Origin of the sequence: Paractinoplanes atraurantiacus (genome assembly GCF_900215205.1) — a bacterium.
GTDB classification, from domain to species: Bacteria; Actinomycetota; Actinomycetes; order Mycobacteriales; family Micromonosporaceae; genus Actinoplanes; species Actinoplanes atraurantiacus.
In genome coordinates this window covers 1,245,636-1,271,188 of the sequence record NZ_OBDY01000001.1, presented here as the reverse complement: position 1 = coordinate 1,271,188, position 25,553 = coordinate 1,245,636, and the positions used below count along the sequence as shown (strand labels likewise).

Annotated in this window: 23 protein-coding genes; 4 read left to right on the top strand and 19 right to left on the bottom strand. The window is 71.3% G+C overall.

Features of this window, described 5'->3' with window-relative positions; translation table 11 throughout:
- From CRP55_RS06090 to rimP, 13 genes are all read right to left on the bottom strand, one after another.
- A complete protein-coding gene (locus CRP55_RS06090; RefSeq protein ID WP_097318537.1) occupies positions 1-2,340 on the bottom strand; it encodes a polyribonucleotide nucleotidyltransferase in 2,340 nt (779 codons plus the stop codon).
- Between the two features lie 196 nt (positions 2,341-2,536).
- Positions 2,537-2,806 (bottom strand): 30S ribosomal protein S15, encoded by a 270-nt coding sequence (gene rpsO / locus CRP55_RS06085; protein ID WP_097318536.1) that lies wholly within the window; start codon positions 2,804-2,806, stop codon positions 2,537-2,539.
- Positions 2,807-2,919: 113 nt separating this feature from the next.
- Complete coding sequence (locus tag CRP55_RS06080; protein ID WP_097318535.1) at positions 2,920-3,846, bottom strand: bifunctional riboflavin kinase/FAD synthetase; 927 nt, start codon at positions 3,844-3,846, stop codon at positions 2,920-2,922.
- Positions 3,847-3,905: 59 nt separating this feature from the next.
- Positions 3,906-4,787 (bottom strand): tRNA pseudouridine(55) synthase TruB, encoded by an 882-nt coding sequence (truB, locus tag CRP55_RS06075; RefSeq protein WP_097318534.1) that lies wholly within the window; start codon positions 4,785-4,787, stop codon positions 3,906-3,908.
- A 47-nt stretch (positions 4,788-4,834) separates the two neighbouring features.
- On the bottom strand, positions 4,835-6,223 hold the full coding sequence (locus CRP55_RS06070) for an MATE family efflux transporter (protein WP_097318533.1): 1,389 nt from the start codon (positions 6,221-6,223) through the stop codon (positions 4,835-4,837).
- A gap of 436 nt (positions 6,224-6,659) precedes the next feature.
- Complete coding sequence (locus tag CRP55_RS06065; protein ID WP_245922802.1) at positions 6,660-7,802, bottom strand: DHH family phosphoesterase; 1,143 nt, start codon at positions 7,800-7,802, stop codon at positions 6,660-6,662.
- Positions 7,799-8,263 carry a 30S ribosome-binding factor RbfA gene (rbfA, locus tag CRP55_RS06060; protein WP_097318531.1) on the bottom strand — a complete coding sequence of 155 codons (465 nt, stop codon included), beginning with the start codon at positions 8,261-8,263 and terminating at the stop codon, positions 7,799-7,801. The genes CRP55_RS06065 and rbfA overlap by 4 nt, the downstream gene beginning before the upstream one ends.
- Before the next feature lie 84 nt (positions 8,264-8,347).
- Complete coding sequence (locus tag CRP55_RS06055; protein ID WP_097318530.1) at positions 8,348-8,641, bottom strand: DUF503 domain-containing protein; 294 nt, start codon at positions 8,639-8,641, stop codon at positions 8,348-8,350.
- A 34-nt stretch (positions 8,642-8,675) separates the two neighbouring features.
- Positions 8,676-9,698 (bottom strand): TRM11 family SAM-dependent methyltransferase, encoded by a 1,023-nt coding sequence (locus CRP55_RS06050; RefSeq protein ID WP_097318529.1) that lies wholly within the window; start codon positions 9,696-9,698, stop codon positions 8,676-8,678.
- A gap of 63 nt (positions 9,699-9,761) precedes the next feature.
- Positions 9,762-12,851, bottom strand: coding sequence for a translation initiation factor IF-2 (gene infB, locus CRP55_RS06045; RefSeq protein WP_097318528.1), 3,090 nt, complete (start codon positions 12,849-12,851; stop codon positions 9,762-9,764).
- Positions 12,852-12,970: 119 nt separating this feature from the next.
- Complete coding sequence (locus CRP55_RS06040) at positions 12,971-13,279, bottom strand: YlxR family protein (protein ID WP_097318527.1); 309 nt, start codon at positions 13,277-13,279, stop codon at positions 12,971-12,973.
- A 40-nt stretch (positions 13,280-13,319) separates the two neighbouring features.
- Positions 13,320-14,336: a transcription termination factor NusA gene (nusA, locus tag CRP55_RS06035; RefSeq protein ID WP_097318526.1), complete on the bottom strand. Its 1,017-nt coding sequence runs from the start codon at positions 14,334-14,336 to the stop codon at positions 13,320-13,322.
- Positions 14,333-14,941 (bottom strand): ribosome maturation factor RimP, encoded by a 609-nt coding sequence (gene rimP / locus CRP55_RS06030; protein ID WP_097318525.1) that lies wholly within the window; start codon positions 14,939-14,941, stop codon positions 14,333-14,335. The genes nusA and rimP overlap by 4 nt, the downstream gene beginning before the upstream one ends.
- Before the next feature lie 170 nt (positions 14,942-15,111).
- On the opposite strand from rimP, the gene CRP55_RS06025 reads away from it, so the two are divergent.
- From CRP55_RS06025 to CRP55_RS06015, 3 genes are all read left to right on the top strand, one after another.
- Complete coding sequence (locus CRP55_RS06025) at positions 15,112-15,582, top strand: hypothetical protein (RefSeq protein ID WP_342751517.1); 471 nt, start codon at positions 15,112-15,114, stop codon at positions 15,580-15,582.
- Positions 15,583-15,628: 46 nt separating this feature from the next.
- The gene (locus tag CRP55_RS06020) at positions 15,629-16,054 is read left to right on the top strand and encodes a ferritin-like domain-containing protein (protein WP_097318775.1); all 426 of its coding nucleotides are present in this window, start codon (positions 15,629-15,631) and stop codon (positions 16,052-16,054) included.
- A 62-nt stretch (positions 16,055-16,116) separates the two neighbouring features.
- A complete protein-coding gene (locus CRP55_RS06015; protein WP_097318524.1) occupies positions 16,117-16,824 on the top strand; it encodes a nucleotidyltransferase domain-containing protein in 708 nt (235 codons plus the stop codon).
- On the opposite strand, the gene map is transcribed toward CRP55_RS06015, so the two are convergent.
- Positions 16,821-17,678: a type I methionyl aminopeptidase gene (map, locus tag CRP55_RS06010; RefSeq protein ID WP_097318523.1), complete on the bottom strand. Its 858-nt coding sequence runs from the start codon at positions 17,676-17,678 to the stop codon at positions 16,821-16,823. The genes CRP55_RS06015 and map overlap by 4 nt on opposite strands.
- 121 nt (positions 17,679-17,799) lie before the next feature.
- On the opposite strand from map, the gene CRP55_RS06005 reads away from it, so the two are divergent.
- Entirely contained in the window at positions 17,800-18,114 is a 315-nt protein-coding gene (locus tag CRP55_RS06005; protein WP_097318522.1) for an STAS domain-containing protein, read from the top strand.
- Here the strand turns inward: CRP55_RS06005 and CRP55_RS06000 are convergent.
- The 5 genes from CRP55_RS06000 to CRP55_RS05980 form a co-directional block, all read right to left on the bottom strand.
- Positions 18,101-21,610: a SpoIIE family protein phosphatase gene (locus CRP55_RS06000; RefSeq protein ID WP_097318774.1), complete on the bottom strand. Its 3,510-nt coding sequence runs from the start codon at positions 21,608-21,610 to the stop codon at positions 18,101-18,103. The two genes, CRP55_RS06005 and CRP55_RS06000, sit on opposite strands and share 14 nt — an antisense overlap.
- A gap of 129 nt (positions 21,611-21,739) precedes the next feature.
- Positions 21,740-22,489: a gamma-glutamyl-gamma-aminobutyrate hydrolase family protein gene (locus CRP55_RS05995; RefSeq protein WP_097318521.1), complete on the bottom strand. Its 750-nt coding sequence runs from the start codon at positions 22,487-22,489 to the stop codon at positions 21,740-21,742.
- Positions 22,490-22,510: 21 nt separating this feature from the next.
- The gene (locus tag CRP55_RS05990) at positions 22,511-23,194 is read right to left on the bottom strand and encodes a gamma-glutamyl-gamma-aminobutyrate hydrolase family protein (RefSeq protein WP_097318520.1); all 684 of its coding nucleotides are present in this window, start codon (positions 23,192-23,194) and stop codon (positions 22,511-22,513) included.
- A 208-nt stretch (positions 23,195-23,402) separates the two neighbouring features.
- The gene (locus tag CRP55_RS05985) at positions 23,403-24,167 is read right to left on the bottom strand and encodes a 3-oxoacyl-ACP reductase (protein ID WP_097318519.1); all 765 of its coding nucleotides are present in this window, start codon (positions 24,165-24,167) and stop codon (positions 23,403-23,405) included.
- Positions 24,168-25,529: an aldehyde dehydrogenase family protein gene (locus CRP55_RS05980; protein ID WP_097318518.1), complete on the bottom strand. Its 1,362-nt coding sequence runs from the start codon at positions 25,527-25,529 to the stop codon at positions 24,168-24,170.
- Positions 25,530-25,553: the final 24 nt, after the last annotated feature.

Here is a 25,553-nt window from a genome sequence, read left to right as displayed (position 1 = left end):
TTACTCGCGGCGCTCGCCACGGTCGCCACCGGAGCGCTGACGGCGACGGCGGGGCTCGCCACCGCCCTCGCCACCACGGTCACCGCGCGGCTCACGCGGCGGACGGCTCTCGCGCTCGCCCGAACCCGACGCGGCGGGAGCGGCCGCGGGGGCCTCCTCGCCCTCGGGGCGGACCTTGTCGAGGTAGATCTTGCCGCGGGCGTCGATGTCCGCGATGGACACCTCGACCTTGTCGCCGACGTTGAGGAAGTCCTCGACCTTCTCGACCCGCTTGCCGTCGCCCACCTTGGAGATGTGCAGCAGGCCGTCGCGGCCCGGCAGCAGCGAGATGAAGGCGCCGAACGCGGCCGTCTTCACCACGGTGCCGAGGAACTTGTCGCCGACCTTCGGCAGCGTCGGGTTGGCGATCGCGTTGATCCGCTCGACCGCGGCCTCGGCCGACGGGCCGTTGGTCGCGCCGACGTAGATCGTGCCGTCGTCCTCGATCGAGATGTCGGCGCCGGTCTCGTCCTGGATCGCGTTGATCGTCTGGCCCTTGGGGCCGATGACCATGCCGATCTTGTCGACCGGGATCTTCACCGAGGTGACCCGCGGCGCGTACTCCGACATCTCGGCCGGAGCGTTGATCGCCTGCTCCATGACCCCGAGGATCGTGGCGCGGGCCTCGTGGGCCTGCTGCAGGGCGCCGGCCAGCACGTCCGACGGGATGCCGTCGAGCTTGGTGTCCAGCTGCAGGGCGGTGACGAACTCGCTGGTGCCGGCGACCTTGAAGTCCATGTCGCCGAACGCGTCCTCGGCGCCCAGGATGTCGGTCAGCGCGACGTACTGCGTCTTGCCGTCGACCTCGTCCGAGATCAGGCCCATCGCGATGCCGGCGACCGGCGCCTTCAGCGGCACACCGGCGCTCAGCAGCGACAGCGTCGAGGCGCAGACCGAGCCCATCGAGGTCGAGCCGTTCGAGCCCAGCGCCTCGGAGACCTGGCGGATCGCGTACGGGAACTCCTCGCGCGTCGGCAGCACGGGCACGAGCGCCCGCTCGGCCAGCGCGCCGTGGCCGATCTCGCGGCGCTTCGGCGAGCCCACCCGGCCGGTCTCACCGGTCGAGTACGGCGGGAAGTTGTAGTTGTGCATGTAGCGCTTGGACTTCTCCGGCGCCAGGGTGTCCAGCGCCTGCTCCATGCGCAGCATGTTCAGCGTGCTCACGCCCAGGATCTGGGTCTCGCCACGCTCGAACAGGGCCGAGCCGTGCACGCGGGGCAGCACGCCGACCTGGGCCGAGAGCGGGCGGATGTCACGCGGGCCACGGCCGTCGATGCGGACCTGGTCGCGCAGCACGCGCTGGCGCACCTCGGACTTGGTGACCGAGCGGAAGGCCGCGCTGATCTCCTTCTCGCGGCCCTCGAAGCGCTCGTCCAGAAGCTCGTGCGCCTTGGCCTTGACCAGGTCGAGAGCCTCCTCGCGCTCCTGCTTGGCCGCGATCTTGAGCGCCTCGGCGGTCTCCTCACGGACGGCCTCGGTGACCGCGGAGTAGACGTCGTCCTGGTAGTCCAGGAAGACCGGGAACTCGACGGCCGGCTTCGAGGCGATCTCGGCCAGCTCGCTCTGCGCGCGGCACAGCTCGCGGATGGCCGGCTTGGCGGCCTCGAGACCGCTCGCCACGACCTCCTCGGTCGGGGCGGTGGCGCCACCGGCGATCAGCTTGACCGCGTTCGGCGTGGCCTCGGCCTCGACCATCATGATGGCGACGTCGCCGTCGGCCAGGACGCGACCGGCGACCACCATGTCGAAGGTGGCCCGCTCGAGTTCCTCGATGGTCGGGAAGGCGACCCACTGGCCGTCGATGTGCGCGACCCGGGTCGAGCCGATCGGGCCGCTGAAGGGCAGGCCGGACAGCTTGGTCGACAGCGAGGCGCCGTTCATGGCGACCACGTCGTACGGGTGGGAGGGGTCGAGGGCCAGCACGGTCTCGACGACCTGGACCTCGTTGCGCAGGCCCTTGGTGAACGAGGGGCGCAGCGGCCGGTCGATGAGGCGGCAGGTGAGGATCGCGTCCTCGCTCGGGCGGCCCTCACGGCGGAAGAACGAGCCGGGGATGCGGCCCGCGGCGTACATCCGCTCCTCGACGTCGACGGTCAGCGGGAAGAAGTCGAAGTGCTCCTTCGGCTGCTTGCTGGCCGTGGTCGCGGAGAGGACGGTGGTGTCGCCCAGCTGGACGATGACCGAGCCGGCGGCCTGCTTGGCCAGCCGGCCGGTGGAGAAAGTCACCTCGCGGGTGCCGAACGACCCGTTGTCGATGACGGCGGTGCGAGATTCGGTGCCGAGAGCGTTCTGCTCTGTCATGTGGTGCGGTACTCCTTCGTCGAGGACCCGGCGGTCTACACAGCGCGGTGGATTTGAGGCTGCCGGTCTTCGATCGAAGTGCCCAGGATTGAAGCCTGGGAACCACTACCGAGGACCGGTGGCTTTGCCTGCGTACCGCGCGGGTCCGTGGGTATTGCTCGGGGGAGCGGCCGTGTGGCCACTCCCCCGGGTGAAACTATCGGCGCAGGCCGAGGCGCTCGATGAGCGACCGGTAGCGCTGGATGTCCTTCTTCTGGACGTAGTTGAGCAGACGGCGGCGACGGCCGACCAGCAGCAGCAGACCACGACGGCTGTGGTGGTCGTGCTTGTGCACCTTGAGGTGCTCGGTCAGGTCGGCGATCCGCTTGGTCAGCATCGCGACCTGGACCTCGGGGGATCCGGTGTCGCTGTCCTTCGACTTGTACTCGTCGATGATCTTGGTCTTGGTCTCTTGATCGAGCGCCATGTTCTCCGAACTTCTGTGTTGCCGGTGATCTCGGGATCCGCACCCGCGGCGTCGGGCAGGCACGCGGAACCGTTGGCTGGATAAGCCAGCCGCGAGTCAACCCTACCAGGCAGTCACCGAAGCAACACTCGGGTCTGTTCCACGTCGGCCCGGATCTGGTCGATCAAGGCCTCGACGGTCGTGTAGGCCACCTGCCCGCGCAGATGGGCGACGAAGTCGATGGCGACCCGCTCGCCGTAGAGATCGCCGTCGAAATCCAGCACGTACGCCTCGACCCGGCGCTCGCGGCCCTCGAAGGTCGGATTGGTGCCAACCGAGATGCTGGTCGGCAGTGGTTTGCCGTCCGCACGCAGGAAGTAGCCGGCGTACACCCCGTCGGCCGGAATGGCCGCGTACCTATGCGTCATCAGGTTGGCGGTCGGGAAGCCCAGCTCCCGTCCGCGCTGGTCACCACGGACCACGACCCCGCCGACCTGGTGGGGCCGGCCGAGGGCGTCGGCCGCCGCCCGCACGTCACCGGCGTCGACACAACTGCGGATGTACGTCGAGGAGAAGACCAGCCCGTCTTCGGAGACCAGCGGCGCGTCCTCGACGGTGAAGCCGAACGAGGTGCCGAGCCGCTCGAGCAGGGCGGCGTCACCGGCCGCCTTGTGCCCGAAGCGGAAGTTGTCGCCGACCACGACCTCCGCCGCGTGCAGCGACTCGACCAGCACGTCGTGCACGAAAGCCTCGGGCGAGAGCTGGGAGAACGCCTTGGTGAAAGGCACCACGCAGAGCGCGTCGGCGCCCAGCTGCTCGATCAGCTCGGCCTTGCGCGCCGGCTCGGTCAGCACGGCCGGGTGCGAACCGGGCCGCACCACCTCGGCCGGGTGCGGGTCGAAGGTCACCACGACCGACTGAAGCCCCAGCTCATGGGCCCGTTTCACGGCATGCCCGATGATCACCTGATGGCCGCGGTGCACACCGTCGAAGACGCCGATCGTGACGACCGACCGGCCCCAGCCTCCCGGCACCGATTCGAAGCCCCGCCACCGCTGCATGTCCGCGTACCCTCCGGTGTTCGCTCGTTAGCGGTTCTCAGCGTATCGGGCGGCGTAGGTCACGCCGGGGCCAGGACGATCTCGGCCCGCGCGCGGCCCTCACGCTCGGAGACGACGGCCAGCACGTCACCCTCCGGAGAGAAGACGGCGTACGGCCCCTCGATGCCGACCGGGGCGAGCGGCCCACCGTGACTGAGCACGTGCGCCTCGTCCGCGGTCGCCTCCCGCTGCGGGAAGGCCCGCCGGGCGGCCTCGGACATCGGCAGCGTCACGACGTCCGGCTCACGCTCGGCCAGCTGGTCGAGGGTGAGCGCCTCGTCGAGGGTCATGCCACCCACCGCCGTACGGCGAAGGGCGGTGAGATGACCGCCGACGCCGAGCCCCGCCCCGAGATCACGCGCGATCGACCGGATGTAGGTGCCGGAGGAGCAGGTGACGTCGACGTCGACGTCGACGAAGTCGTCATCACGCCGGATGTCGAGCACGTCCAGCTTCGAGATCGTGACCCGCCGCGCCGGAATCTCGACCGCCTCACCCTCACGGACCCGCTTATAGGCCCGCTGCCCGTTGATCTTGATGGCGCTCACGGCGCTGGGCACCTGATCGATCTCGCCCCGCTGCCGGCCGAGCCCCTCACGGATGGCCTCGTCGGCGACATGACCGGCCGGCGTGGTGGCGGTGATCTCCCCCTCGGCGTCATCGGTGATGGTCGACTGCCCGAGGCGAATGGTCGCCGAATAGCTCTTCCGAGAGCCGATGACGTACGTCAGCAGCCGCGTCGCCTTGTTGACCCCGATGATCAGCACACCGGTCGCCATCGGGTCGAGCGTCCCGCCATGACCGACCCGCCGGGTCTTGGCCAGCCGCCGAATCCGGCTGACGACGTCATGCGAGGTCATCCCCGCCGGCTTGTCCACCACGATCAGTCCGTCCGCACTCACCCGCCCACCTTAGGGTCCGCCCGTTCCCGTCTCGGCGCGGGCCACCGTCACGGAGAGGCCGCCCGGAGCTCCGCCCCGACCACCGCCCAGCGGGAGGAACGCCAGCGCCACACGGTGCCGGCGAAGCGGATGGCGATGAGCAGGGCCAGGCCGGCCCAGACGCCGCCCAGGCCGAGGTCGAGCCCATAGGCGATCCAGATGGCGGGCAGGAAGCCGAGCAGGGTCGCGGCCAGGGTGATGTCGCGCAGGAAGCGGACGTCGCCGGCGCCGATCAGCACGCCGTCGAGGGCGTAGACGATGCCGGCGAACGGCATCAGCGCGATGAACCACGGCCAGACCACGGCCGCCTGGTCGTGCACCGCCGGGTCGGGGGTGAACCAGCCTGGGATCACGCCGGCGCCGGCCGCGGCCAGCGCCGCGAAGACCACCCCGGCCAGGCCGCCGGCGATGGTCACCCGTTTGGCGACGTCCTGGGCCGCCTGCGCGTCGCCGGCGCCCAGGGTCGCGCCGACCAGCGACTGGGCCGCGATGGCGACCGCGTCGAGGGCGAGCGCGCTGAAGAACCACAGCTGGAGGGCGATCTGGTGGGCGCCGACCGCGGCCACCCCGAACCGGCTGGCCACGGCGGTGGCCGACAGGAAGCAGACTTGGAAGGAGGCGCCGCGGATCAGCAGGTCACGACCGAGGACGACCTGCTGGACGATGATCCGGGGTTCGGGCCGCAGGGCGCGGGTCTCCCGGACGAGCGCGGCCAGGAAGAGGCCACCCGAGACGCTCTGCGCGGCGACGTTGGCGACGGCGGAGCCGTTCAGCCCCCAGCCGGCCGGGTAGACGAGCAGCGGGCAGAGGATGGCCGAGAGCACGTTGGCGCCGAGCACGTAACAGAGCGGGCGGCGGGTGTCCTGGACGCCGCGCATCCAGCCGTTGCCGGCCGCGGCGAGCAGCAGTCCCGGGATGCCGAACGACGCGATCCGCAGCCAGTGGGCGGCGGCGTCGGCCGTCTCCTCGTTGCCGGCCAGCGCGTGCACCAGCGGGCCCGCGCCGACCTGGGCCAGCAGCACCAGGAGGGCGCTCAACCCCAGCGCGAGCCAGGAGGCCTGCACGCCCTCGGCGACGGCCGCGGCACGGTCACCGGCGCCGAAGCGGCGGGCGGCCCGCCCGGTGGTCCCGTAGGCCATGAGCGCGCCGAACCAGGCGGCCACCGACATGACGGTCCCGCTGACGGCGACCGCGGCGAGCGGTACAGCTCCGAGGTGCCCGACGACGGCCGTGTCGACCAGCACGTAGAGCGGCTCGGCGGCCAGCACGACAAGCGCCGGCACCGCGAGCGCCGCGATCCGCCGCGCCGAGGCGGGCGACTCACGAGGCGTGGGGCCGGCCGCGGTGCGGGAGGGCGCCGGACTCGGGGTGCGGCGAGGCCGGGCAGACGGGCTCATGGTTAGTCATGATGCCCGCCCGGCCGTAAGGAGTGCAAGCCGGATGAAGGCTTACTGGCGGGTGTCCATCGACGTCTGCAGGGCGCGGCGCGCGGCCTCGCGGGCCTCGTCGGTGGCGGTGGGCTTCGGCTTGGCAGCCATGATCGTGGTCCTTCCACGGTGGGTGAAGGCGCGAGCGCCTGAGGTTTGGTCGAGCGGAGCGTCGCGGGGCCGGTCCGGGATCGCCGGACGTCTGGCGAGGGCGACGCTGCCCGGGCGGGTGGGCCCGGGTGGCTCGAGGTCTCGCGGCGGGCAGTGGTCACGACCGCGCAAAACCTAATCACCGTTCAGGACCCAAACTATCGTTCAGTTCGACCGGCGGCCGGGTGCTTCCCACGAAGCGGGACACGAAAAAGCCGGTGTCGCCGAAGCGACACCGGCCTGAAGCCGACCCTTACTACTGGGTGAGATTGACGTCCAGAAGATCCTTGACCTGCTGGACGATCTCCTCCGGCGTGCCGTGACCGGTGAAACCGGCCGCCAGCCGATGGCCGCCACCGCCGAGCGCCACCGCCACCGCGCTGACGTCGACCGCGCCCTTGGAGCGCAGCGACACCGCCCACTCCCCGGCCGACATCTGTTTCACCAGCACCGCCACGTCCGCCTCGGCGACGCTGCGGACCGGGTCGATGAGCGATTCCAGCACGTACGGCTTCTGGTCGTACCTCTCGAGGTCGGCCGTCGTCGCGTACGTCCAGACCAGACCGCGCCCACCCGCCGCCGTGACGTCGAGACAGGCCCGGCCCAGCACCTCGCCGGAGAGTTTCATCGCCCCGAAGGGGCGGGTGTCGAAGATCCGCCGCGAGATCTCGGCCGGGCTGATGCCGGTGGCGATCAGCCGGGCCGCGAGCTGATGCACCTCGGGCGTGGTCAGATCGAACTTGAACGAGCCGGTGTCGGTCGACAGCGCCACGTAGAGGCACTCGGCGATCTCGGCGTCGAGCGGCACACCGAGCCGGCTCAGCAGCCCCTCGGCGACCACGGAGGTCGCGGCGGCCCGCGGGGCCACCAGGTTGATGCCGCCGAAGCCGGTGTTCGACGCGTGGTGGTCGAGCACGATCACGGCCGGCGCGGTGGGCAGCAGGCTCACCAGGTCGCCGAGGCGCGACTCGGCCGCGACGTCGAAAACCATGACCAAGGCCGGGTTCTCGTACGCGTCCTGCTCGGCGACCAGCATGTCGCTGCCGGGCAGCTCACGGTAGGGCACGGGAACCTCGAACCGCCCCGGGAACGTCGCCCGCAGCCGGGTCACGCCGAGCCGGCGCAGCCCCAGGCCGAAGCCGAGCATGCTGCCGAGCGCGTCCCCGTCCGGGTTGACGTGACAGATGAGCTGGACCTCGTCGCCGGGCCCGAGCGCGCGGATCGCGTCGATCGCCGCCGTCCACTCGAGGTCGGCCACTCCCCCGATGACCGCCGGCACGCCGGCTTCCCCACCGGCGAGCGTGGCGGCCCCGAAGGACCAGGCGGACCGCGGACCCTCGGCCGGCCGGGGAACGCCCCCGGGGGCCATGCCCCCGGGGATGCTGGAGACGGTTCTCACCCCTGGTCCTCGCGGGCGCCGACCCGCTCGTCCTCGTCCTCGTCGTCCTCGTCGGCCTTGTAGGGGTCGGGATCGCCCGCATACTGCTTGCCGGCGGCGAGCCGCTGCACCTCCTGGTCGCGCAGGCGCGCCTCGGCCAGCAGGTGGTCGATCTCCTTGGCCTGGTCCTGCACGTTGTCGAGCACGAACGCCAGACTCGGCGAGTGCCGCAGCCCCAGGGCGTGGCCGACGCGGCTGCGCAGCATGCCCTTGGCGCTCTCCAGCGCGGCCTTGGTGGCCGCCTGCTCGGTCGGATCGCCGAGCACCGTGTAGTAGACGGTCGCCTCGCGCAGATCGCCGGTGATCCGCGCGTCCGTGATGGTCACCATGCCGAGCCGGGGATCTTTGATCTCTCGTACCAGCGATGCCACCAGCTCCCGTACGCGCTCCGCATGACGGCGCGTCTTGGCCGGGTCCGACATATCGCCCACCTCCGACTGTGATCCCGCGGGTCTCATTACCCCCGCCCAACTGCTGAAGCGTACCCAGCCCGCCCATGGGCCGAACTAGTCGTCCTCCCCGTAGAGACGGCGCTTGACCGAGAGCAACTCGATCTCGGGGCGGCCGGCCATCTGGTTCTCACAGGTGTCGATGACGGCGCGGGCCTGGGACGGCTCGGCGGCGACCACGGCCACGCCGAGCTGGGCGCGGCCGTGCAGGTCATGCATGCCGACCTCGGCGGCGCTGACCTCGTATTTCTTCAGCATCGCGAGGATCGGGCGGACGTAGGAGCGCTTCTGCTTGAGCGAACGCGAGTCGCCGGGCAGGAGCAGGTCGAACACTGCGGTTTCCGTATACATCAGCGGGAAGGCTACCGCCGGGGTACGACAGTTCTCAGCCGGTTTTCCGGGCGATGAGAACGTCGCGCTCGATGCCCTGGTCCACGCGGTGCTCCAGGGGCGCCTGAGGAACCAGGGCGAGCCCGTTGGCCAGCAGGATGTCCTCGGCCAGCTCCCGCTTGGCGACCTTGGTGTTCCACGACAGCCCGATCGCGGCGCCGGGGCGTAGCAGCGGCAGCCAGCCCGGCACCGCCCGCTCCAGCAGGTCGAGCGGCCGCCGCGTGATGCCGCCCTCGTCGTCGTAGCTACCGTGCGCGACCCCGTACGGCAGGTCGGCCACCAGAATGTCGGCCACCCCCCCGCGCAGCAGGCCCTCGAGTTGGGTCGTGTCCGCCTGCAGGACGGTGATCTTCTGCACGGCGCCCGCCTTGTGGTCGTCCTTGCTGGCGGCCATGGTCACTTCGAGCCGGCGGGCGGCCCGTTTGCCCTGCCGCCGCACCGGCACCAGTTCGGCGGTGTGCTTGAGGCGCTTGCGCTTCAGCCAGGTCTGGAGGAACAGTTTGTACGCCTCCACGTCCTTCCCGTCGATCTCCACCCCGACGCCGTCGTAGCCGTACATCAGCGCCTGGTTGAGCGTCGTCCCGCGGCCGCAGAGCGGGTCGAGGACGGTGAGGTGCCCGTCGAGCATCCGCTCTGCCGAGGCCGAGGCGAGCAGGGTGAGGTTGAGCACGAGCTTGGTGAACTGCTCGTTGGTCTTGCCCGCGTACTTCGGAATCGTGATCAGGTCGCTGTCGTACCGCGCCAGCGGCGTCAACGTGAGGGGCCGCAGAAGGTCGTCGACCTGTTCGAAGAGGGCGTACGCCGACGACAGGTTCGACAAATACGAAATGTCCCGCTCCGAGAGAGCCCCGGTGAAGGTCAAGTACTCCACCCCGCCGAGCACGGTCACGTCCGCGTCCGAAATGTCCGAGGACAACACGGACCCGAAGGCCGCGAGCTCAGCGACGGCAAGACGGGAGGCCTGATCGGCGTACACACGATTGGCAGAGGGAGCGAGCAGCAGGGCGTACCGGGACATGGGTGTCATCTTCGCAAGAAAGGCCCCGGCGCCTGAGCGCCGGGGCCTTTCTATGAGAGCTGCTTACGCGCGGGGCTTCTCGCGCATCTCGAAGGTCTCGATCACGTCGCCGACCTGCGGGGTGCCGAAGCCGCTCAGCGTCAGACCACACTCGAAGCCCTCGCGGACCTCGGTCGCGTCGTCCTTGAAGCGGCGCAGCGAGCTGACCGTGACGTTCTCGGCCACCACGACGCCGTCCCGCAGGATGCGGGCCTTGGCGTTGCGGCGGATGAGACCGCTGCGGACCAGACAGCCGGCGATGAGTCCGATCTTGGACGAGCGGAAGACCTCGCGGATCTCCGCCGTGCCCTGCTCGACCTCTTCGTACTCCGGCTTGAGCAGACCCTTGAGCGCGGCCTCGATCTCCTCGATGGCCTGGTAGATCACGCTGTAGTAGCGGATCTCCACGTTCGCCCGGTCGGCCATCTCCTTGACCTTGTTCGAGGCCCGGACGTTGAAGCCGATGATCGTGGCGGTCGCTTCCGAGGAGGCGCTCGCCAGGTTCACGTCGCTCTCGGTGATCGCACCGACGCCGCGGTGGATGACCTTGAGCTGGATCTCGTCCGGAATCTCGAGCTTGAACAGCGCGTCCTCGAGGGCCTCGACCGAACCGGACGAGTCGCCCTTGATGACCAGGGTGAGCGAGGTCTTCTCGCCCTCCTTGAGCTGCTCCATGAGCGTCTCGAGAGTCGCCTTGGACCGCGAGTTGGCGAAGCTCGCCGCGCGGCGGCGGGCCTGCCGCTGCTCGGCGATCTGCCGAACGGTGCGGTCGTCCTCGCCGGCCAGGAACGTGTCGCCGGCGCCGGGCACCGAGGTGAGACCGAGGACCAGGACCGGACGGGCCGGGAAGGCCTCGGACACCGCGTTGCCGTTCTCGTCGAGCATGGCGCGGACGCGGCCGTGCGCGCCGCCCGCCACGATCGAGTCGCCGGCACGCAGGGTGCCCTTCTGCACCAGTACGGTCGCGACGGCGCCGCGGCCCTTGTCGAGGTGCGACTCGACGATCGCGCCCTGTGCCGAGCCGTCGATCGGAGCGGTCAGCTCCAGCGACGCGTCGGCGGTCAGCAGGACGGCCTCGAGCAGGTCGTCGATGCCGATGCCGGGCTTGGCCGCGACGTTGACGAACATCGTGTCGCCGCCGTACTCCTCGGCCAGGAGCCCGTAGTCGGCGAGCTGCTGGCGCACCTTCTCCGGGTTGGCGTCGGGCTTGTCGACCTTGTTCACCGCGACCACGATCGGCACCTCGGCCGCCTTGGCGTGGTTGAGCGCCTCGACCGTCTGCGGCATGACGCCGTCGTCGGCCGCCACGACCAGGATGACGATGTCGGTCACCTGGGCGCCACGGGCACGCATGGCGGTGAACGCCTCGTGACCCGGGGTGTCCAGGAACGTGATCGCCCGGTCCTCGCCGTTGTGCTCGTACGACACCTGGTAAGCGCCGATGTGCTGGGTGATGCCACCCGCCTCGCCGGCGACCACGTTGGTCTTGCGGATCGCGTCGAGCAGCTTCGTCTTACCGTGGTCGACGTGACCCATGACGGTCACGACCGGCGGACGGGTGACCAGACGGTCCTCCGCCACCTCGGCGTCGAGGTCGATGTTGAACTGCGCGAGCAGCTCACGGTCCTCGTCCTCGGGGCTGACGATCTGCACGTTGAAGCCCAGGTGCTCACCGAGCAGCAGCAACGTGTCGTCGGAGCACGACTGCGTCGCCGTCACCATCTCGCCCAGGTTGAACATCTCCTGGACCAGCGAGCCCGGGTTCGCGTTGATCTTGTCGGCGAAGTCGGAGAGCGACGCGCCGCGGGAGAGCCGGATCTCCTGGCCCTGACCCCGCGGAGCGCCGGAGCTCATCTGCGGGGCGGACAGGTTGTCGAACTCTTGACGCCGCTGCTTCTTCGACTTGCGACCGCGGGTCGGCCGGCCGCCCGGACGCCCGAAGGCACCCGCGGCACCGCCGCCACGACCGCGACCGCCGCCACCGGGACGACCCGGAGCGCCGGCACCGGCCGGAGCACCGCCGCCACCACCGGGACCGCCGCGGTAGCCACCGCCACCGCCGCCGCCGGGACCACCGCGGTAGCCACCGCCACCACCGGCACCGCCGCCGCCACCGGGACGGAAGCCGCCACCGGCACCGCCGCCGCCACCGGGACGGAAGCCGCCACCGGCACCGCCACGACCGCCGCCGCCACCGGGGCCGCCACGGCCACCGGCGCCGCCACCCGGACGGCCGGGGCCGGCCGGACGCTGCGCGGGCATGGACGCGGGGCTGGGCCGCGGGGGCATCGAGGCCGGGCTCGGCCGCGGGGGCATGCCCGGCTGGTTGGGCCGGGGCATGGAAGCCGGCGAGGGACGGGCGGCGTTGCCACCCGAGACGCCGAACGGGTTGTTACCCGGGCCACGCGACGGCGGGCGCGGGGTGTTGCCACCGGCGGGGCCGGGACGCGGGCCGGCCGGAGCACCGCCGCCACCCTGCGGGGCGGGGCGGGACGCGGGCGAACCCGGGCGCGGCGGAACCGAGCCGGGGCCGGGACGCGGTCCGGGGCCACGGGGCGCGCCGCTGTCGGCCGGGGGCTGCTGCGCCCGGCGCTCGGCGTCACGCGTGCGGGCGGCCTGAGCGGCCTTGACCGCGGCCTCCTGCTCGGCCTTGAGCGCCGAGGCACGGGCCTCGGCCGCCGCGACCTCGATGTCGTGGGCGCTGGCCGGCTTGGCGACCGGGCCGGGCGTGGGGCCCGGACGGCCGGGAACCGGCGGCTTGGGACGCGCGAAAGAGCCGGGCGACGGGGCGGCCGGCGACGTCGGGGCGCTGGGAGCGCCACCGGCGGCGGGGCCGGGCCGGCGCGGCGGCTGGGGACGCGCGGCGGGCGGAGCCGGGCGAGCCGATGACGGCGCGCTGGGCGCAGCACTGCTGGCGGCGGGCGCGGACGGGGCCGGAGCCGCCGGAGCGGAACCTGCCTCGAGGGCACCACGCAGCCGCCGGGCCACCGGGGCCTCGACCGTGCTGGATGCGGATTTGACGAACTCGCCCATCTCCTTGAGCTTGGCGAGAACGGTCTTGCTGTCGACCCCGAGCTCCTTCGCGAGCTCGTGTACGCGGGCCTTTCCTGGCACTGCACTCCTCACTTCGAGGTCGTGCGAGCGCACCCGCAACGACCTCACTCGTGCACTAGAAGCCTGTTCATTTCAGGGACTTCATCGTGTGCTCATCTAGGTCGTCCTACCTTGCTGGGTCATGACGCGGCCACAGCGGCCGTGTCATCTGTCGTTCCGCACGGCAAGGCCGTACGGATGTGCTCGGCCAGCAATCCGGTGTCAGCAACACCGGTGAGACGCAGCGCGCGCCCGAAGGCACGACGCCGCTCCGCCAGCGCGAAGCAAGCCGGATCGGGATGCAGATGCGCTCCCCGGCCCGGCAGTCGGCGGTTCGGATCGGGCTGGAGCCGGAGATCTTCCCCGGTGCCGGCCGCGACGAACCGAATCAACTCGATGGCCGGCGCACGCTTGCGACAGCCAACACAGGTTCGTGTCGGACCGGCCACGTGAAAGTCTACTCCTCAGACGTCCGGAACGCGTATCCGGTCAGCTTCCCGCCTCGGCCGCATCGCGGTCGGAGGCTCCGGCGGGCTCGTTGTCCGGCCGGATGTCGATGCGCCAGCCGGTGAGCCGGGCCGCGAGCCGGGCGTTCTGACCCTCCCGACCGATCGCCAGCGAGAGCTGGAAATCGGGCACGGTGACCCGGGCCGTCCGGCTGGCCGCGTCGACCACCTCGACCCGCAGGGCCTTGGCTGGTGAGAGCGCGTTGCCCACGAACTGGGCCGGGTCGTCCGAGTAGTCGATGATGTCGATCTTCTCGCCGTGCAGCTCGCTCATGACGGCCCGGACCCGCTGTCCCATGGGACCGATACAGGCACCCTTGGCGTTCACGCCCGGCACTGTCGAATGCACCGCGATCTTCGTACGGTGACCTGCCTCACGTGCGATCGCGGCGATCTCGACGGTGCCGTCGGCGATCTCCGGCACCTCGAGCGCGAAGAGCTTCTTGACCAGCGCCGGGTGTGACCGGGAGAGCGTCACCTGCGGGCCGCGGAAACCCTTGGCCACGTGCACCACGATGCCGCGGATGCGGGAGCCGTGGTCGTACGGCTCGCCGGGCACCTGCTCGGACTGCGGCAGCACCGCCTCGATCTTGCCGAGGTCGACGATGACGATGCCCTTCTCGGCCCGTGCGGCGTCCGCCTGCACGATGCCGGTGACCAGGTCGCCGTCGCGTCCCGCGTACTCACCGAAGTGCTGCTCGTCGGTGGCCTCGCGCAGCCTCTGGAGGATGACCTGCTTGGCGGTCATCGCGGCGATGCGGCCGAAGTCGTGCGGGGTGTCGTCCCACTCGCGCACGACCGTGCCGTCGGCGTCCAGCTCCTGCGCCAGCACCGACGCGACGCCGGACTTGCGGTCGATCTCCACGCGGGCGTGGCTCTGCGCGCCCTCCGTGTGCCTGTATGCCGTGAGCAGCGCGGTCTCGATGGCCGCCAGAATCGTCTCGAACGGGATCTCCCGCTCGCGCTCCAGGGCGCGCAGCGCCGCGAGGTCGATGTTCATTCCTCGCCCTCCCTATCGTCGGTGTCGATGTCGTCGTCGTCCTCGTCGTCGCCGAAGTCGGCCTCGTCGAGCCGCTTGAACTCGATCTGCACCTTGCCGGCGCCGAGTTCGGGGTACTTCAGCTCGTGCGGTGTGCCGTCGACGTCGAGCACGATGCCCTCGTCGCCGGCGTCGGTCACCCGGCCGGTCATGCCGTTCACGGCAACCAGCCGGCCCCGGTTGCGCCGCCAGTGGCGCGGCTCGGTCAGCGGCCGGTCCACGCCCGGCGAGCCGACCTCCAGTTGGTACTCCCCCGCGAGGACCTCGCCACCGCGCTCCTCGGCGGCGTCGAGCGCCTCCGAGATCGCGCGGGAGACGACGGCCACGTCGTCCAGGCCGATGCCGCCGTCGGTGTCGACCAGGACGCGGACCACGTGCCGGCGACCGGCGCGGGCGACGCTGACGTCCTCCAGGTCGTACCCGGCGCCGGCGACCACCGGCTCGATCACGGCGCGGACCCGGGCCCGGGCCGCGGCGAGATCGACGCGGGGCGGAGCGGGTACCCGTTCCTCGGCCTGCCTCTTACGGCCACCAGGCCGGGCACCGGCGCGACCACGCTGCGTCATCGGGCCTCGACCTTTCGTCAAAAAACTCAGAAACGACTCTATGCCGCCGGGCGAAGAGCCCCGCGGCTGACGCAGAGCGTAACGCGCCGGTCGCGTCGAACGTTCGGCGCCGCACCGATTCCGCGCCATCCGCAGGTCACCGGCTGTACCGCATGGTGTTGACTGGCGCCGTGCGCGAGATTCGGGAGATCGGACACAGCCGCCGGTGGCTGCTCGGCACGGCCGCGGGAGCGGGCGCCGCCGCCCTGACCGGCTGCGGCCTGTTCGACCAGGCCGATCCGGAGCCGCCGAAGCCACCCGACCCGCTCGAGTCCCTGCTGGCCGAGGCGGTCGCGCTCGCCACCGCGTACGACCAAGCGATCGTCAGCCAGCCCGGGCTGCGCACCCGCCTCGCGCCGCTGGCCGAGGACCACCGCACCCATGCCGCCGAGATGTCCCGCCTCATCGGCAAGCCCCTGGCGTCCGGTCCCGCGCCGAGCGCGAGCGCCGGGCCGGCGACCACGGTGGCCGCCCTGCGCCAGGCCGAGCTGGCCGCGCAGAAGACCGCGGTCGCCGCCTGCAAGGTGGCCGCCACCGACCGGGCCGGCCTGGTCGGCTCCATCGCCGCCTGCCGCGCCACCCACGCCGAGGCCCTGCGATGAACGCCGCCGGCCGCGCCACCCACGCCGAGGCCCTGCCATGACCAAGATGAACGAGCAGCTCGGCGCCGCCCTCGCCGCCGAGGAGGCGGCCATCTACGCGTACGGGGTGATCGGCGTCCACCTCGACAGCGACGGCGACGTGACCGAGGCCCGGGCGGCCGAGCAGGCCCACCGGCAGAAACGCGACTACCTGGTCGGCCGGATGTCGCAGCTGAAGGCGAGCGCCGCGCCCTCACCGGCCGGATATCAGCTGCCGTACGAGGTGACCGACCGCGCCACCGCGCTCAAGCTGGCCATCCAGATCGAGGACGGGGTGGCGCAGGGCTGGCGCCCGGTGCTGCCGGTGACCGAGGGCGCCGAGCGGTCCACCGCCCTGGCCGCGATGACCGAGGCCGCCGTACGGGCCACCCGCTGGCGCCGGCTGGCCGAGGTGGCCCCAGCCACGATCGCCTGGCCCGGACGCCCCGATTAGTCCGTTTTACCGCTACGCGCTGTAGACCTTTCGCGTACACGTTCATCCCACAGAATGACGGGGTGCTGGAGGAGATCGATCTCACTTCGCCCCGCGGGCGGCTGGCCGAGCGGTTGCACGACGTCATCGAACGGCGATGGCCGGCCGAGGTCCACGCCATCGGGGTGTACGGATCAGTCGCGCACGGCGACGACCACGACGGCAGCGACGTCAACGTGCAGGTGATCACCTATCGCCCGGGCGCCGGGCCGAAGCCGGTCCTGCGCCGGGTCGACGGCATCCTGGTCGACCTGCGGGTGACGACCGGCGACGAGGGCATGCGCCAGGCGCGCGAGGTGACCCCGCGCTGGCCGCTCGCCGCCGACCGGCTGGTGAGCACCCGGCCGCTGCACGACCCGCGGGGCTGGTTCGGCGCCCGGCGCGACGCCCACCTGGCCCGGCTGGCCGAGGCCCGGCCGCCCGAGTTCACCGGTGCGGCCCGGCACGACTGGGAGGTGGCGGCGGCCGCGCACGACCGCGCGGTCCGCCTCGCCGAGTGGTACGAGACGGACGCCGCCCTGGTGATGATCGCCGAGGCGCGGCTGTACGCGGCGCTGGTGGCCGGCCTGCTCAGTCGCACCTATTTCCGCAACAAGGCTGACGCGGTCAAGCGGACCGGCCTGGCCGGAGCCGACGTGCAGGAACTCGCCTCGGTCCTCAAGGCGCAGGCCGAGGACCTGACCGGCCGGGGCTGCCCGGTCGACGGCAGCCTCCGCGACCTGCTGTCCTAAGGCAGGGTGAGAATCTCCGAGCCCTCCTCGGTGACCACCAGCGTGTGCTCGAACTGGGCGGTCCACTTGCGGTCCTTGGTGACGACCGTCCAGCCGTCCTTCCAGATCTCGTACTCGTGGGTGCCGAGCGTGATCATCGGCTCGATGGTGAAGGTCATCCCGACCTCCATCACCGTGTCCAGGCGCGGATTGTCGTAATGCGGGATGTAGAGCCCGGAATGGAACGTCTCACCGATGCCGTGACCGGTGAAGTCGCGGACCACCCCGTAGCCGAACCGGCGGGCGTACGCCTCGATGACCCGCCCGATCGCGTTGATGGGGCGGCCCGGCGCGACCGCCCGGATACCGCGCATCATCGCCTCGTGGGTGCGCTCGACCAGCAGCCGGGCCTCGTCGCTCACCTCGCCCACGCAGAACGTGGCGTCGGTGTCGCCGTGCACGCCGTCGAGATAGGCCGTGACGTCGACGTTGACGATGTCACCGTCCTCGAGCACCGTCGAGTCGGGGATGCCGTGGCAGATCACCTCGTTGAGCGAGGTGCAGCAGGATTTCGGAAAACCCTTGTAACCCAGTGTCGACGGGTACGCGCCGTGATCGCACAGGAACTCGTGGACCACCCGGTCGATCTCGTCGGTGGTCACGCCCGGCTTGCAGTGCTCGCCGGCGAGCTGGGTGGCCCGCGCCGCCAGACGCCCGGCGATCCGCATCTTCTCGATGGTCTCGGCGGTCTGAACGTGGGATCCACGCCACTCTTTCGGGCGCTTCTTACCCACGTACTCGGGTCGGACGATCTGTGCCGGGACCGCCCGCCAGGGCGACTGTTTTCCCGGCATCAATGGGGCACGAACGGTCATCGCCCCAGCCTATCGCCGCCATGCGCGCGATCCTCGCCCATGGGCACAGCCCGGTAACAGGTCCGTTGACCTTAATCAACCGGTTCTTGCCGCGTTTCCGGCGCTGTGTAATCGTGTGTTCGTGGATCAAGAGGGGGCCGACCCGAACTTCACCGCGACCGGCGTGGTGACCGGGAACAGGGTGACCGTGACCGTGACCGGCGAGGTGGACATGTCCACCGCCGACGCCATGCTCCGCGCCGCGACAGTGGACGGCGCCGCCGCGGCCACGCTCGACCTGCGTGAGGTCAGCTTCTTCGACTCCGCCGCCATTCACGCCTTGTTGCAGCTCGCCGACCGCTACGGCGAGGCCCTGCTCGTGCACCCCTCGGGCCAGGTCCGCCGGGTGCTGGAGATCTCCGGCCTGTCGACCCAGCCCTGGCTCAGCGCGGACTAGACAGCGGCCGTCGCAAGGTCACCGAGGTGCCCTGCGCCGAGCGGCTGACCGACAGCTCGCAGAGCGCGCCGATCAGCGCCAGGCCGCGGCCGCGGAAGCCCTCGGAGCTGGTGTCGCGCCAGGTGCCCGTGTCGTGCACGGTGACCACGACCGCGTCGTCGGTGAGCGAGGCCTCCACAGTGATCACCGGCTCGGCCGGCTCGACCGGGTGCTCGATCGCGTTGGCCGCCGCCTCGGAGACCGCCACGGTCAGGTCGAAGACGTCGTCCTCGGGCACGTCGTTCCCGGTCAGGAAGTCCTCCAGCCGCCGGCGCAGCACGCTGAGCCGGCCCGGCTCGGCCGGCAGCCGCAGCACGAACTCGCGGGGCTCGGTCACCTCCAGCGCCAGCAGCGCGATGTCGTCACGGCGATGCCGGCGCGCGGCCTTGGCCAGCAGCCCGTCGAGCAGGTCCTCGACGTGCTCGGCCGGCTTGGCGGCGTCGGCCGTCAGGTCGGCCAGTCCGCTGTCGATGCCCAGCTTCCGGTCCTCGACCAGCCCGTCGGTGTAGAGCAGGAGCCGGCTGCCGGGCGGCACCCGCGCCTCCATCGTCGGATAGGCCGACCCGGCCAGGGCGCCGATGGGCGGGCCGAGCGCCGACGGATAGAGGAACGTGCCGAGCTCGCCCGGATGCACCATCACCGGCGAAGGGTGCCCGGCCGACGAGTAGTGCAAGCTACGGGCCACCGGGTCGTACCGGACACAGACGACGGTCGCGAACTGACGGCGGCCCAGGTTGTCCACGAGCCGGTTCAGCCGGGTCAGGGACTCACCACAGTCGAAACCTTCCAGGATGTAGGCCCGCAGAGCGTTGCGCAGCTGGCCCATCACCGCCGCCGCCTGCACCCCCTTGCCCACCACGTCGCCGATGATCAGGAAGAGCTGGTCGCCGGGGGCGGCGATGACGTCGTACCAGTCGCCGCCGACCTCGGCCTCGTTGCTGCCGGGCAGATAGCGGCTGGCCACGATCGCGCCCGGCATCCGCGGCAGTGACTGCGGCAGCAGGCTGTGCTGCAGCGTGGTGGCGATCCGGTGCTCGGCCTCGTAGAGGCGCGCGTTCTCCAGCCGCAGCCCGATCAGGCGGGCCAGCTGGGCCAGCACCGCCGGCTCGAGGGCGCCGCCGGGCGACGACCACACCCGCAGCTCGCCCACGGTGGCGCCGGACGTGTCGGGCAGCGGCAGCACGGCGTCGGGCTCGGCCGCCGGATCGGCGCCACCGTCCACCTCGGCCCGTGCGCCGGGCACCGACACCACCACCCGGCCGGCCGAGGTCATCGCCCGCACGTGCCGGGCCGCGACGTCCAGCACCTCGGCCGTGGTGCGCACGGTGTTGACCGCGGCGGCCGTGTCCACCAGCCCGCGCAGCCGGCTGATGATCTGGCGGCGGGCCTGGCCCAGGTCGAGGTTGGCCCGGACCCGGGCGACCAGGTCGCGGGCCGAGAACGGCTTGACCAGGTAGTCGTCGGCGCCGGCGGCGAGACCCTCGACCGAGGCCTCCTCTCCGGCCCGGGCGGAGAGCACGACGATCGGCACGTCGCGGGTGCGCTCGTCGTCGCGCAGGGCGGCGATCAGCCCGAAGCCGTCCAGCCGGGGCATCATCACGTCGGTCAGCACCAGGTCGAAGCGGCCGCGCCGGACCAGTTCGAGGGCGGCCTGGCCGTCCACCGCGGTGGTCACGTCCCAATGGGGGCGCAGCAGGCGGGCCACATGGTCACGCAGATCGGCGTTGTCGTCGACGAGCAGGATCCGGCCCGGCCGGCGGTCGTCCGAGGGCGACGGCAGCGGCAGCGTGACCGGCTCGTCGCCGGTCCACCAGTGCTCGGCCTCCTCGACGTACGGGCGTGGGTCGATCTCGGGACCGAGCGGCTCCCCGCGCTGGACGACCCGGTCGGCCGGCAGATGCGCCGTGCCGAAGGGGACCCGGACGGTGAAGACGCTGCCGAGACCCGGCGTGCTGGTGGCGGCGGCCGAGCCACCGTGCATCTCGGCCAGCTCGCGGACGAGCGCGAGTCCGATGCCGGTGCCCTCGTGGCTGCGCGACCAGGCGCCGGTGACCCGGTGGAAGCGGTCGAACAGCAGCGGCTGCTGATCGGCCGGGATGCCGACGCCGGTGTCCTTCACGGACAGCACCGCGTAGCCCGCGTCCGGGCCGACCCGCACCTCGACCCGGCCGGCCGGGGTGAACTTGACCGCGTTCGAGAGCAGGTTGAGGACGATCTTCTCCCACATCTCGCGGTCGACGTAGACCGGCGCCGCCAGCGGCGGTGTCTCCACGACCAGTTCCAGGCCGGCCCGCTCGGCCGCGGCGCGGAACGTGCTGGCCAGCCGGGCCGTGTAGTCGGCCAGGTCGGTCGGCAGATAGGCCGCCCGCAGCCGGCCGGACTCGAGCCGCGAGAAGTCGAGCACCGTGTTGACCAGCTTGAGCAGGCGCAGGCCGTTGCGCTGCATCGGCAGCAGCCGCTCGCGCTGGGCCGGGGGCAGCGCCGGGTCGCCGAGCAGATCCTCCAGCGGCCCGAGGATCAGGGTCAGGGGTGTACGGAACTCGTGGCTGACGTTCGAGAAGAAGTTGGTCTTGGCCTGGTCGAGGGCGGCCAGCTCGGCGGCGCGGGAGCGCTCCTGCTCGTACGCCCGCAGGTTGCCCACGGCCCGGGAGATCTGCGCCGCCGCCAGTTCGAGGAAGTCGCGGTAGGTGCCGCCCAGCGAGAGGTAGCGGCTCAGCCCGACCACCAGCGCGCCGACCGTGGTGGTGCCGACCGTGATCGGCAGCGCCAGTGCCTCGCCGGACGCGTCCCGCGGCGGGTCGGCGATCTCGGTCAGCGGCACCCGGACCGGCTTCCCGCTCTCGATCACCTGCCGGGCCACCGGGAGGTCACCTTCGTCGTCGTCGAGGACGAGGCGGGCGAAGGGCACGTCCTTGGGGTTCTCGCCGAGCACCTCGACGGCCTCGGCGGCCAGCGCCGCCTGATCGGGTGAGTCGGCGAGGCGGGAGCCGAGCGCGCTCAGCGTGCGCACCCGGCGCGTGTTGAGCACCCGGCCGGTGGTGTCGCTGACGATGCAGAAGACGCCGGCGACCTCACCCGGCGCCGTCCGGATCGGATCGTACGAGAGGTCGAAGTAGGCCTCCTCGAGGAAACCGTGCCGCTCCAGCAGGAAGGCGAAGTCGGTGCCCCAGAACGCCCCGTCGTTGTCGACGACACCGGAGAACAGGCCCTCGAGCAGCGGCCACGTCTCGGACCACATCTCGCTGCAGGGCCGGCCGAGATAGTCGGGGTGCTTGCCACCGAGGACCGAGATGTACGCGTCGTTGTAGAGCGCGCAGTACTGCGGGCCCCAGAGAAGGGCGATCTGGGCCCGCGAGGCGAGCATCGTGGCCACGGCCATCCGAAGCTCGGACGGCCACCCGGAGGGATGACCGAGCGGACTGCGCGACCAGTCGAACTCGAGCATGCGGCGGCCCATCTCACCGCCGCGCTCGAACGCCGTGCGCAGCTGGCCCGGGAGTACGCCGTCCGGACCCTCGCCCAAGGGGACCTCCCCGCACGCTTCACCGACCGTACGGATAGGCACCGTAACACCGGGCCACCGGTGTCACACGGCGAGTGCCGCCTCCCCGAGCCCCGCCCGCTTCGCCGCGGCCTCCACCAGGCGCGAGAAGACACGCAGGTCGTTGGTGCGCTCGGGATGCCACTGCACGCCGATGGCGTACGTCAGGGCCGGATCCTCGATGATCTCGATGACCTGGTCGTCGGGGCACCAGCCGGTGGCGGTGAACGAGCCCGGGTCGTCGACCGCCTGATGGTGGAAGGAGTTCACTGTCAGGCGCTCGCCGAGGAGCTCGTGCGCCCGCGAGCCGGGCCGCACGGTCACGTCGTGCCGCCCGTAGGCGGCGGCGCCGGCGGCCAGCGGGTCGGTGCCGGGCGCGCCCCGGTGGTGGTCGCTGCCGAGCAGGTCGGGCAGGTGCTGGTGCAGCGTGCCGCCGCCGGCCACGGCCATCACCTGCATGCCGCGGCACACGCCGAGCACCGGCAGGTCGGCCTCGAGGGCGGCCTTCATGAGCATCAGCTCGGCGGTGTCGCGCTCCTTGTCGACCTCGGTCTCCGGATGCCGCTCGGCGCCCCAGTAGGCCGGATCGATGTCGTTGCCGCCGCTGAAGACGATGCCGTCCAGCGACTCGACGACGTCGGTTCCGGGCTCGTCCGGGGTGATCAGCACGGCTCGCCCACCGACGGCGTGCACGGCTCGCACGTACGTCATGGGGAGCATGCCCGCCATGAGGTCGTTGCCGTCGTACTGCACTTGCCGGGAGTACGCGGTCATGCCGATCAAGGGCCTGCGCATGCGGTGATTTCCTCCTGTGTCTCAGTTCCGGGCCGCGGTGGCCAGCGCTCCGAACAGGCGCCGGTCACGAACCACTTCCGGGTGCCACTGCACGCCAAGGACGAACCGGCGGCCCGGGTCCTCCACGGCTTCGGGGAGCCCGTCCTCGGCGCGGCCGGTGACGGTGAGCGTGCCCGGATCGGCGACGCCCTGATGGTGGAAGCAGCGGATGGCCAGGTCGTCACCCATCAGGGTGGCGATGCGGCTGCCGGGCTCGAACCGCGCGTCGTGCTCGCCGTACACACCCGGCGCGGGCCGGTGCTTCTCGTGCCCGAGCAGGTCGGGCAGATGCTGGTGCAGCGTCCCACCGGCGGCGACGGTGAGCAGCTGCATTCCCCGGCAGATGCCGAGGACCGGCATGTCCATCTCCAACGCCGCGCGGACCAGCCGCAATTCCGCGGTGTCCCTCTCAGGGCGTACGACGGTGTGCGGGCCGGGCTCCTGGCCGTACATCTCGGGGCCGAGGTCGGGACCGCCGGCGAGCACCAGCCCGTCCAGCGCACGCAGCACGTCGGTGTCGTCCTCCTGGGGGATCAGGACGGGCCGTCCACCGGCCAGCGTGACGGCGGCGACGTAGTCGTGCGGGATCAGCGTGGTCGGCAGATCCCGCCAGACACCCCACGTGGCGTTCTCCACATAGGTCGTGATGCCGATGATCGGGCGCATCGCCCCACCGTAACCAGATCATGTTTCTGTTCCATCGCCTTTTCGGCGTAATGGGGGTGTGGGGTGTCACCTCATTACGAGGTGACACCCCACCACGGGCCCTTCTGTCCCACCTACGCAGGGATCGACCTGTGCGGGCGGGGATTCGACCCCTTCACCCCTCTCGGGCGTAAAAGGGACGTGCCCATGGAAACGACCTCTCAAACGTTCACAGCGGAGTTACATAGGCGCCGGTGATTCCACCGTCCACCACGAACTGCGAGGCGGTCATGAACGAGGCGTCGTCGCTGGCCAGGAACGCCACCGCCGCCGCGATCTCCGCGGGCTCGGCGAACCGACCCATCGGCACGTGCACGAGCCGCCGGGCCGCCCGCTCCGGGTCCTTGGCGAACAGCTCCATCAGCAGCGGGGTCGCCACGGGTCCCGGGCAGAGCGCGTTGATCCGGATGCCCTCCCGCGCGAACTGCACACCGAGCTCGCGGGTCATCGCCAGCACGCCGCCCTTGCTCGCCGTGTACGCGATCTGCGACGTGGCCGCCCCGAGCAGCGCCACGAACGACGCCGTGTTGATGATCGAGCCCTTGCCCTGCCGCTGCATGTGCGGAATCGCGTATTTGCAGCAGAAGAAGACCGACGTGGTGTTGACCTTGAGTACGCGCTCCCACGCGTCCAGGCCGGTGACCAGGATCGAGTCGTCGTCCGGCGGCGAGATGCCGGCGTTGTTGAAGGCGATGTCGACCCGTCCGTGCCGCTCGGCGACGCCGTCGAACAGCCGCTTGACCGACTCCTCGTCGCTGACGTCGCAGGCCACGAACTCGCCACCGACCTCGTCGGCGACCGCCTTACCGGCGTCTTCCGAGATGTCCACGGCGATGACCTTCGCGCCCTCGGCGGCGAACCGCCGGGCGGTGGCCAGCCCGATACCGCTGCCGGCGCCGGTGATCACGGCGACCCGGTCCCGCAAACGCTCCACTTACTCTCCCATCGCAAGGAACACGTTTTTCACATCGGTGAAGCTGAGCAGCGCGTCCGGGCCGAGCTCGCGCCCCAGCCCGGACTGCTTCATGCCGCCGAACGGCGTCCAGTACCGCACCGACGAGTGACTGTTGACACTCAGCGCGCCGGTCTCCACGGCCCGCGAGACCCGCAGCGCCCGGCCCAGGTCGCGGGTCCAGAGCGAACCCGACAGCCCGTACTCGGTGTCGTTGGCCAGCCGGACGGCGTCGGCCTCGTCCTTGAACGGCAGCACCGACAGCACCGGCCCGAAGACCTCCTCGCGCCAGTGCCGATCATCGGCCGAGTGGGCGAGCAGCACGGTCGGCGGGAACCACCATCCGTCCCCGCTGGGCGCCTGCCCGGCGAAGGCGACATCGGACCCTTCCACGTACGTTGCGACGCTTTCCCTGTGCCCGGAAGAGATCAGCGGTCCCATCTCGGCCGTCGCGTTCGAGGGCTCCTCGACCCGGAACGCCTTGACCGCCGGCTCCAGCAGCGACAGGAACTTGTCGTAGACCGACTCCTGCACCAGCAGGCGCGAACGGGCGCAACAGTCCTGCCCGGCGTTGTCGAAGACGGACGCCGGGGCCGACGCCGCCGCTTTCTCGAGGTCGGCGTCGGCGAAGACGATGTTGGCGCTCTTACCGCCCAGCTCCAGGGTCACCCGCTTCACCTGGTCGGCCGCGCCCGCCATGATCGACTTGCCGACCTCGGTCGAACCGGTGAAGCAGACCTTGCGCACGGCCGGGTGGGTGACGAACCGCTGCCCGACGATCGAGCCCTTGCCCGGAACGATCTGGAACACGTCGTCGGGCAGGCCGGCCTCGAGCGCCAGCTCACCGAGCCGGATCGCGGTCAGCGGGGTCAGCTCGGCCGGCTTGAGCACCACCGTGTTGCCGGCCGCCAGCGCCGGGGCGAAACCCCAGCCGGCGATCGGCATCGGGAAGTTCCACGGCACGATGATGCCGACCACGCCGAGCGGCTCGTGGAACGTCACGTCGAGGCCGCCGGCGACCGGGATCTGGCGGCCGCTGAGCCGCTCGGGCGCCCCGGCGTAATAGTCGAGCACGTCGCGGACGTTGCCCGCCTCCCAGCGGGCGTTGCCGATGGTGTGGCCGGCGTTGCGCACTTCGAGCTCGGCCAGCTCGCCGAGGTGCTGGTCGACCACCGCGGCGAAGCGGCGCAGCAGCCGGGCCCGGTCGCCGGGCGCCACCGCACGCCAGGCCGGAAAGGCTTTGTGCGCGCGATCGATCGCCGCGTCGGTCGCGGCCAGATCCAGCGACGGGACGGTGGTGAAGACCGCGCCTGTTGCTGGATTGATCACGTCAGTTGTTGTCACAGGCGGATCCTTACACAGGTTCGG